The organism is Streptomyces swartbergensis (genome assembly GCF_002148965.1).
In the GTDB taxonomy this organism is placed as follows: domain Bacteria; phylum Actinomycetota; class Actinomycetes; order Streptomycetales; family Streptomycetaceae; genus Streptomyces; species Streptomyces swartbergensis.
In genome coordinates, this window is record NZ_NGFN01000053.1 from 20,400 (window position 1) to 29,796 (window position 9,397).

The following is a 9,397-nucleotide window of genomic DNA, read 5'->3' on the forward strand; positions in this document are numbered from 1 at the left end:
CGCCCGCCGCCGCAACCGACCCGAAAGGCCCTCCGTGTCCCCGACGCCCGCCCGCATCATCGCGGTCGACACCCACGACATCCGCTTCCCCACCTCGCGCGAGCTCGACGGCTCCGACGCGATGAACCCGGACCCCGACTACTCGGCGGCCTACGTCGTCCTGCGCACGGACGCGGCCGACGGGCACGAGGGGCACGGATTCGCCTTCACCATCGGGCGGGGCAACGAGGTGCAGGTCGCCGCGATCGACGCGCTGCGCGGACACATGGTCGGCCGCTCCGTCGACGACCTGTGCGCCGACCCGTCCACCCTGAACCGCGACCTCATCGGCGACAGCCAACTGCGCTGGCTCGGCCCCGAGAAGGGCGTGATGCACATGGCGATCGGCGCGGTCGTCAACGCCGTGTGGGACCTGGCCGCCAAGCGCGCCGGCCTGCCGCTGTGGCGGCTGCTCGCCGAGGCCGAGCCCGAATGGCTGGTCCGCCAGGTCGACTTCCGCTACCTCACCGACGCCCTCACCCCCGAGGAGGCCCTGACCCTCCTGCGCCGGGGCAGACAGGGCGCCGAGGAGCGCACGGCACGGCTGCTGGAGCGCGGCTACCCCGCCTACACCACCTCGCCCGGCTGGCTCGGCTACGACGACGACAAGCTCACCCGGCTCGCGGACCGGGCCGTCGCCGACGGCTTCCGGCAGATCAAGCTCAAGGTCGGCGCCGACCTCGACGACGACATCCGCCGCTGCCGCGTGGCCCGTTCCGTCATCGGCCCGGACGTCCGCATGGCCGTCGACGCCAACCAGCGCTGGGACGTCGACGAGGCGATCCGCTGGACCAAGGCCCTCGCCGAGTTCGACCCCTACTGGATCGAGGAGCCCACCAGCCCCGACGACATCCTCGGCCACGCGGCGATCCGCCGGGCCGTCGCCCCCGTGAAGGTCGCCACCGGCGAGCACGTGCACAACCGGATCGTCTTCAAACAGCTCCTCCAGGCCGGCGCGCTGGACGTCGTCCAGATCGACGCGGCCCGCGTCGGCGGCGTCCCCGAGAACCTCGCGATCCTGCTGCTCTCGGCCAAGTTCGGCGTCCCGGTCTGCCCGCACGCGGGCGGTGTCGGCCTGTGCGAACTGGTCCAGCACCTGTCGATGTTCGACTACGTGGCCCTGACCGGAACCACCGAGGACCGCGTCATCGAATACGTCGACCATCTGCACGACCACTTCCTCGACCCGGTGGTCATCCGCGAAGGTCATTACACGGCACCCACCGCGCCGGGCTTCTCGGCCGCCATGCGACCCGAGTCCCTGGCGCGGTACACCTACCCGGGCGGCGAGTTCTGGGCCGCCGACCTCGACGAACAGAAGAAGGGCCGGGCTGTATGAGCGACTTCGAGGGCATCAAGGCCCTGGTGACGGGCGGCGCCTCCGGCATCGGCCGGGCCACCGCGGAACTGCTGGCCGAGCGCGGCGCCCAGGTCGCCGTCCTCGACCTGGACCCGTCGCCGGTCGACAAGCCCCTGCTGGCCTACCGGGCGGACGTCACTGATGACGCGTCCGTGCGCGAGGCCGTGGCGGCGGCGGTCGCCGACCTCGGCGGGCTGGACGTCCTGGTCAACAACGCGGGCATCGGCGCCCAGGGCACCGTCGAGGACAACTCCGACGACGACTGGCACCGCGTCTACGACGTCAACGTCGTCGGCATGGTCCGCACCGCCCGCGCCTGCCTGCCCCACCTGCGCGCCTCCGCGCACGCGGCGATCGTCAACACCTGCTCCATCGCGGCCACCGCGGGCCTGCCGCAGCGCGCCCTGTACAGCGCCACCAAGGGCGCCGTGTACGCGCTGACCCTCGCCATGGCCGCCGACCACGTCCGCGAGGGCATCCGCGTCAACTGCGTCAACCCGGGCACGGTCGACACACCGTGGGTCGGCCGCCTCCTCGACGCCGCCCCCGACCCGGCCGCCGAACGCGCCGCCCTTCAGGCCCGCCAGCCCACCGGCCGCCTGGTCGGCGCCGGCGAGGTCGCGGGGGCCATCGCCTACCTGGCGAGCCCCCTGTCCGGCGCCACCACGGGCACCTCGCTCGCCGTCGACGGCGGCATGCAGGGCCTGCGGCTGCGGCCGGTGACCCGGTGAACCGGCTCGGCGGCAGCGGCGTCCGGGTCAGCGCCCTGTCCTTCGGTGCGGCCGCGATCGGCAACCTGTACAGCGAGGTCGGCGAGGCGCAGGCCCACGAGGCCGTGGAAGCCGCCTGGCAGCGGGGCATCCGCTACTTCGACACCGCCCCGCACTACGGCCTCGGCCTGTCCGAACGCCGCCTCGGCGCCGCCCTGCGCGCCCACCCCCGTGACCGATACACCGTCTCCACCAAGGTCGGCCGCCGCCTGGAGCCCGCCGACGGCACCGGCGACGACCTCGCCGGCGGCTTCGCCGTGCCCGCCACCCACCGGCGCGTCTGGGACTTCAGCGCCGACGGCATCCGCCGCACCCTGGAAGCCAGCCTGGAACGCCTCGGCCTCGACCGGGTCGACATCGTCTACCTCCACGACCCGGACGAGCACGCCGAATGGGCCTTCCGCGAGGGCTACCCGGCGCTGGAGAAGCTCCGCTCGCAGGGCGTGGTCGGGGCGATCGGCGCCGGGATGAACCAGGCGGAGATGCTCACCCGCTTCGTCCGCGACACCGACGTCGACGTGGTGCTGTGCGCCGGCCGCTACACCCTGCTCGACCAGAGCGCCCTCACCGGCCTGCTGCCCGCCGCCCACGAACGGGGCAAATCCGTCGTCATCGGCGGCGCCTTCAACTCCGGCCTGCTGGCGAACCCGCAGCCGGGCGCGAAGTACAACTACACCGTCGCGCCCTCCGACCTGGTCCAGCGGGCGCTGCGCCTGAAGTCCGTCGCCCACCGCCACGGCACGACCCTGCGCGCCGCCGCCCTGGCCTTCTGCGCCGCCCACCCGGCCGTCGCCAGCGTCCTCGTCGGAGCCCGCTCGGCACACGAAGTCCGCGACTGCGCCCACCAGTTCGCCGCCCGCGTGCCCGCCGCGTTCTGGCAGGAACTGCGCGCCAAGGGCCTGCTGCCCGCGGACGCCCCCGTGCCCGGCGAGACCTCCTCGAAGGAGTTCTCATGAGAGTCGCCCTGCACACCAAGGTCCGCGCCGACCGCATCGCCGACTACGAGGCAGCCCACCGCGAGGTGCCCGGGGAACTCACCGACGCCATCCGCGCCGCCGGCGCCACCTCCTGGACGATCTGGCGCAGCGGCACCGACCTCTTCCACGTCCTGGAGTGCGAGGACTACGCCCGTCTCCTCGCCGAACTGGAGAAACTGCCGGTCAACGTCGCCTGGCAGGCCCGCATGGCCGAGCTGCTGGACGTGGTGCACGACTACTCCGGCGAGGGCGCGGACGCCGGCCTGCCCGTCGTCTGGGAGCTGCCGTCATGACCGTGGTCGACGCCCACCACCACGTCTGGGACCTGTCCGTGCGGGACCAGGACTGGATCGCGGAAGGCAGCCCGATCCGACGCGACTTCACCGTGAAGGATCTCGCAGCCGAGGCCCGCGCGGCGGGCGTCGACCGCACGGTCCTCGTCCAGACCGTCACCGTCCCCGAGGAGACCCCGGAGTTCCTGGCAGTGGCCGACGCGCACGAGCTGATCGCCGGGGTCGTCGGCTGGACGGACCTCACACGCCCCGACGTGGCCGACGAGCTGGCCCGGCTGCGGGAACTGCCCGGCGGACGGTACCTCAAGGGCATCCGGCACCAGGTCCAGGGCGAGCCGGATCCCGAGTGGCTGCTGCGTCCCGACGTACGGCGCGGCCTGACCGCCGTGGCCGACGCGGGGCTGGTGTACGACCTGGTCGTGCTGCCCCACCAGCTCCCGGCCTGCACCCAGGCGGCGGCCTCCCTGCCCGGACTCACCTTCGTCCTCGACCACTTGGGCAAGCCGCCCATCGCCTCCGGCGCCCTCGAACCCTGGGCGTCCGGCCTCCGCACCCTCGCCGCGCTGCCCAACACCGTCTGCAAGCTCTCCGGCATGGTCACCGAGGCCGACCTGGAGTCCTGGTCGATCGACGACCTGCGCCCGTACGCCGACACGGTGCTGGAGGCGTTCGGCCCGGACCGCCTGATGTTCGGCTCGGACTGGCCGGTGTGCACCCTCGCGGCGACCTACGGCGACGTGCTCGACACCGCACGCCGGCTGACCGGCCCGTCCGAGCACGCCCGGATCTTCGGGGCCACCGCCACCCGCCTCTACGACCTCTGAACGGTCTCCGCCAGCCGCGTCGGCGGCAGGTACTCCCGTACGTACGTCCGCTCCCAGCACGCGCCCGTCTCCCGCAGCTCGCGCCACGTCGTGTAGCGGTAGCGGAACAGGCGGGCGCGCACGTACCGCGGGGGCTCGTCCGGCGGGAACGGCGAGCGGCGCAGCAGCTTCAGCGTGTCGCGGTCGTTCTCCAGCAGCCGCTCCACCAGGGCGCCGAACCAGGACCCGGCGTACGCGGGGGAGAGGGCCGCGAACCACATCAGCCAGTCGAGCCGCAGATGGTACGGCGCGAACTGGCGCGGCCAGTGCCGGGGATCACCGGGCTTGCCCTTGAACTCGTACTCCCGCCAGTCCGAGTCCTCATGCGGGACGTCGTCGGCCGTGCCCTCGACGACCACCTCGTAACGGACCCGGCTGACGCTGCCGAACGCGCCGTAGGTGTTGACCAGATGGAGTGGGTCGAAGGAGCGGTTCATGACCTGCCGGCGGGAGATCATGTTGCGGACCGGGTGGTAGCTGAGCCCCACCAGCAGCGCGGCGGCCGCGAGGACCACGACCTCGTACCAGAGCGGGGCGCTGGGCACGTCCGGCGGATCGGCCGGGAACCGCACCGCCGACAGGGCCAGCACGATGGTGATCCAGTTCAGCCAGGCGAAGTTGCCCGACAGCACCAGCCACAGCTGGGTGACGATCATCAGCGCGGCGGCGGCCGTCGCGACCGGCTGCGGGGTGAACAGCAGGAACGGCACCACGAGTTGCGTGAAGTGGTTCGCGGCCACCTCGACCCGGTGCAGGGGCCTGGGCAGATGGTGGAAGAACCAGCTCAGCGGGCCCGGCATCGGCTGTGTCTCGTGATGGTGGTCCAGGCACGTCAGCTTCCGCCAGCACTCGTCGCCCCGCATCTTGATCAGCCCCGCGCCGAACTCCACCCGGAACAGGATCCAGCGCAGCAGGAACAGCACGACGACGGGCGGCGCCACTTCGTCGTTGCCGAGGAACACGGCGACGAAGCCGACCTCCAGCAGCAGCGACTCCCAGCCGAACGAGTACCAGGTCTGCCCGACGTTGACGATCGACAGGTACAGCACCCACGGCACCAGCCACAGCAGCATGCCGCCCCACAGGGGCAGCAGCGAGTCGACCCCGGCCAGCAGCGCGGCCGACACCGCGCAGCCCGCCCACGCGCAGACGGCGAAGAAGCGGTCCGAGTAGTGCAGCTGGAACAGGCTCGGCGCCCGCTTGAACGGCACCCGCTGGACGAACTCCGGCACCGGCAGCATGCCGCGCTGCCCGATCAGCGCGCGGAACTGCAACGCCGCCGTCAGGAACGCGACCAGGTAGACGGCGGCCAGCGCCCGCTGGAAGACCAGCCGGCTCAGCCAGTAGTCGGATGCGGTGAACCAGTCCACGGCCGTGCGCTCCTCCCAGTGCGTCGCCGGACCCCGTTGTCACGCTCCGTGTACCACCGCTCCGGTTGCATGATCGGAGCGAGTGAAGCAAACAATAGTGATCAGTTACCTCATATGTGACGAAGTGGGCTGGAGGGCGAGGTGCGGACACCTACCGGGACCTTCGTCACGGCCTGCGCGCTCTCCGCGGCGCTCCTCCTCTCGGGCTGCGGCGGCGACGGCGAGGGCGACGCCGCGGGCGCCGGCGGGGCGCTCTTCCTCCAAACGGCCGCGGCCCAGGGGCCGAACCCCTTCACGGACTCCACGGCCACCACGACGGCTACCCCGTCACCCGTCCCCCGAACGCCGGAGACGGCCGGCCCGGGCGACGCGGCCCCGGTCTCCGCCGACCTGAGCGGCCTGCGCTCGCTCTCCGGCGGGACCCCCGGCCTGTACGGCGGCATCGAGCGGACCGGCAGCTGCGACGTCGCCCGGCAGATCGGCCACCTCACCCGCGACCGGTCCAGGACGCGCGCCTTCGCCCGGGTCGCGGGCGTCTCCCCGGCGTCCGTCCCGGACCACCTGCGCGGACTGACACCCGTCGTGCTGCGCGCCGACACCCGCGTCACCAACCACGGCTTCCGGGCCGGCCGGGCCGCCGRCTACCAGGCCGTCCTCCAGGCGGGCACCGCCGTCCTGGTCGACGACCGGGGCGTGCCGCGCGTCCGGTGCGCCTGCGGCAACCCGCTCCGCCCGCCCGTGGCGCTGCGCGGCACGGGCGCAGTCAAGGGCACCCCATGGCCCGGCTACCGGCCCGGCCGGGTCGTCGTCGTGGCCCCCGCCCGGCAGGCGATCACCGACTTCACGATCGTCGACGTCACCACCCGCACCTGGATCGAACGGCGCACCGGCCACGACGTGGGCCGCGACCGGGTCCTGCCGCCACCGGTCTGGGCGACGAACTCCCCGACGCCGACACCGGAGCCGTCCGAGCCACCGCCTCTCGTCCCGCGCGAGTCCGGCGTCTCCGCGGACCTGGACAGCGCGCCCCCCTGGGACGTGAGCTTGCCGGACACCGTCACTGACGCGCCACCGCCCGACGATCCGGGCCCGCTGTCCGGCGAACCGTCCCCCGAAGACCCCGGCGGCCTCGACGAGGCCGGCCCCGTCGCCGTGCCGGACAGCCCCGATCTGCCCGACGGAGCCGGGCTGATTCCCGACGATCCGGCCGACGACAGCATCCTCGGCAGCCCCACGGACGTCTTCGGTAACTGAGGGCCGGTTCGGCGCAGCGGCCCGTAAACTCAGCACATCCGGTCGAAGAATCGGACGAATCCTGGCAAGGTGGGCCCATGTCTGATCAGGGAGCGAGCGCCCTGTCACTCCCGGACGACTGGCCCGCCCACCCGGACCTGATCCTCGCGCTCAACCGGATGGGCAGCTTCGACTGGGATCTGGACACCGGCCTGATGCAGATGGACGCCCAGGCCCACGAGGTCTTCGACGTTCGTCCCGACGAGTACGACGACCACCCCGCGACCCTGTCCAAGCGCGTCCCGCCCGGCGAGGCCCGGCGCCTGGACACCGCGGTCACCCAGGCCCTCAAGGACGGCAGCGAGAACTACGGCGCCTACTTCCGCGTCCGTCGCCGCGACGGCTCCCTGCGCTGGACCCACACCCAGGGCTACATCCGGCGCGACGACACCGGACGGCCCCGCCGCATCATCGGCATCGTCCGGGACGCCACCCAGGAACTCGCCGAGAGCGAGGCCCGCAGCGACCAGGCCGCCCGGGACGAGGCCCGCCGGCAGCAGACCAGCGTCGTCGAACTCACCACGGCCGCCCTCGCCCACGCCCGCACCGTCCAGGACGTCATCGACGTCCTCAAGGACACCCACGGCCTCATCCACCTGGGCGCCACCAGCCTCGTGATGGGCCTGGTCGAGGCCGGCCGCATCCGCCTGGTCGCCGAGGGCCCCTCGGACAGCTTCGTGCCCGGCACCCGCGTCACCCGGATCGACGAGCCCTACCCCATGAGCGAGGCCGTACGGACCCTCGCTCCCTGCTTCATCGAGTCGCCGGAGGAGTTCGCCGAGCGCTACCCGATCCTCTGGCCGCACATCACCGGCCTGAACATCACGTCGGCCGCGTATCTGCCGCTCATCGTCCAGGCACAGCCGATCGGCGCCATGGGCCTGCTCTACAGCGACCGGCGCGGTTTCACCCCCGAGGAGCGCAACATTCTCGTCGCCCTCGGCAGCAGCATCGCGCAGAGCCTCCAGCGGGCCATGTTCTACGAGCAGGAGATGGACCTCGCACAGGGCCTCCAGCAGGCCATGCTGCCCCGGACCATCCCGAGCGTGCCCGGGGCCGACATCGCCGTCCGCTACCGCGCGGCCACCATCGGCGGCTCCCTCGGCCGTGACATCGGCGGCGACTGGTACGACCTGATCCCGCTGCCCGGCGGCCGGGTCGGCGCCGTCATCGGCGACGTCCAGGGTCACGACACGCACGCGGCCGCCGTCATGGGCCAGTTGCGCATCGTGCTGCGCGCCTACGCCGCCGAAGGGCACACCCCGGCGACCGTGATGGCCCGCGCCTCCGTCTTCCTGCACGAACTCGACACCGACCGCTCCGCCACCTGCCTCTACGCGGAGGCCGACCTGTCCACCGGCGTGCTCCAGATGGTGCGGGCCGGCCACATCGACCCGCTCGTGCGGCAGACCGACGGCTCCTGCCGCCGCGTCACCGTCCCGGGCGGTCTGCCGCTCGGCCTGTCCGCCGAGTTCGGCCGCCTCGACTACCCGGTCGGCACCGTGGAACTGGACCCGGGCGAGACCCTGCTGCTGTGCACCGACGGGCTGGTGGAGCAGCCCGGCGCCGACCTCGACGACGGCATGCGCACCCTCACCGCGCTCGTCGCCACCGGTCCCGACGACGTACGGGACCTCGCCGACCGGCTCATCGACGTGGCCGCCGAACGCGGCGGCGACGACGACGTGGCGCTGCTCCTGCTGCGCCGGCGCGGCCCGGACGGCCCGCAGTCCGGCCGCCGGCTCCAGTGGCTTGTCGCCCCCGGCGATCCGGCGGCCCTGGCCGACGCCCGGCACATGATCCGCACCGCGGTCGGCGTCTGGGGAGCCCGGGACCGCGCCGACGAGATCGAGCTGGTCGCCGACGAGCTGATCACCAACGCCCTGATGCACACCGAGGGCTCCGCGATCGTCACCCTGCGGGCCCTCACCGGTTCCGAGAGCCGGCTGCGCGTCGAGGTCGAGGACTCCTCCAGCGCCCTGCCGCGCCGCCGAGAGGCGGGCGAGTCGGGCGTCTCCGGCCGGGGTCTGCTGCTGGTCGAGCTGCTCACCGACGTGTGGGGCGTGGAGGCGCGCGGCGGCGGCAAGGCCGTGTGGTGCGAGTTCGTGGTGCCCGACCCCGAATGACACCACGTGGCACTCTGGACCTATGCCGGAACTCCCCGAGGTCGAGGCGCTCAAGGACTTCCTCACCGAGCACCTCGTCGGCCACGAGATCGTACGGGTGCTGCCCGTCGCGATCAGCGTCCTGAAGACGTACGACCCGCCCCTGTCCGCGCTGGAGGGCCACGAGGTCGCCGCCGTACGCCGGTACGGCAAGTTCCTCGACATCCAGGCCGCGGACGGCCCGCACTTCGTGACGCACCTGGCCCGCGCCGGCTGGCTGCACTGGAAGGACCGCCTCCCCGACGGCCCGCCCCGCCCCGGCAAGGG

General features: G+C 72.9%; 9 protein-coding genes. 8 read left to right on the plus strand and 1 reads right to left on the minus strand.

The window, feature by feature from the left end; translation table 11 throughout:
- Positions 1-34 precede the first annotated feature (34 nt).
- The 5 genes from CA983_RS11720 to CA983_RS11740 are packed head-to-tail and all read left to right on the plus strand — an operon-like array spanning position 35 to position 4,263.
- Positions 35-1,378 carry an L-fuconate dehydratase gene (locus tag CA983_RS11720; protein ID WP_086600830.1) on the plus strand — a complete coding sequence of 448 codons (1,344 nt, stop codon included), beginning with the start codon at positions 35-37 and terminating at the stop codon, positions 1,376-1,378.
- Positions 1,375-2,130: an SDR family NAD(P)-dependent oxidoreductase gene (locus CA983_RS11725; protein ID WP_086600831.1), complete on the plus strand. Its 756-nt coding sequence runs from the start codon at positions 1,375-1,377 to the stop codon at positions 2,128-2,130. Before CA983_RS11720 ends, CA983_RS11725 begins: the two co-directional genes overlap by 4 nt.
- Positions 2,127-3,125: an aldo/keto reductase gene (locus tag CA983_RS11730; RefSeq protein ID WP_086600832.1), complete on the plus strand. Its 999-nt coding sequence runs from the start codon at positions 2,127-2,129 to the stop codon at positions 3,123-3,125. The genes CA983_RS11725 and CA983_RS11730 overlap by 4 nt, the downstream gene beginning before the upstream one ends.
- Positions 3,122-3,439 carry an L-rhamnose mutarotase gene (locus CA983_RS11735; protein WP_086600833.1) on the plus strand — a complete coding sequence of 106 codons (318 nt, stop codon included), beginning with the start codon at positions 3,122-3,124 and terminating at the stop codon, positions 3,437-3,439. The genes CA983_RS11730 and CA983_RS11735 overlap by 4 nt, the downstream gene beginning before the upstream one ends.
- Entirely contained in the window at positions 3,436-4,263 is an 828-nt protein-coding gene (locus tag CA983_RS11740; RefSeq protein WP_086600834.1) for an amidohydrolase family protein, read from the plus strand. Before CA983_RS11735 ends, CA983_RS11740 begins: the two co-directional genes overlap by 4 nt.
- On the opposite strand, the gene CA983_RS11745 is transcribed toward CA983_RS11740, so the two are convergent.
- Entirely contained in the window at positions 4,251-5,672 is a 1,422-nt protein-coding gene (locus CA983_RS11745) for a lipase maturation factor family protein (RefSeq protein WP_086600835.1), read from the minus strand. The genes CA983_RS11740 and CA983_RS11745 overlap by 13 nt on opposite strands.
- Positions 5,673-5,813: 141 nt before the next feature.
- Between CA983_RS11745 and CA983_RS11750 the strand changes: the two genes are divergently transcribed.
- The 3 genes from CA983_RS11750 to CA983_RS11760 form a co-directional block, all read left to right on the plus strand.
- Positions 5,814-6,926, plus strand: coding sequence for a DUF6777 domain-containing protein (locus tag CA983_RS11750; RefSeq protein WP_086600836.1), 1,113 nt, complete (start codon positions 5,814-5,816; stop codon positions 6,924-6,926).
- A 77-nt stretch (positions 6,927-7,003) separates the two neighbouring features.
- Positions 7,004-9,091, plus strand: coding sequence for a SpoIIE family protein phosphatase (locus tag CA983_RS11755; protein WP_086600837.1), 2,088 nt, complete (start codon positions 7,004-7,006; stop codon positions 9,089-9,091).
- 22 nt (positions 9,092-9,113) lie between these two features.
- Positions 9,114-9,397, plus strand: a 284-nt coding sequence (locus tag CA983_RS11760) for a DNA-formamidopyrimidine glycosylase family protein (RefSeq protein WP_279628429.1), incomplete at its 3' end; no start/stop codon positions are given.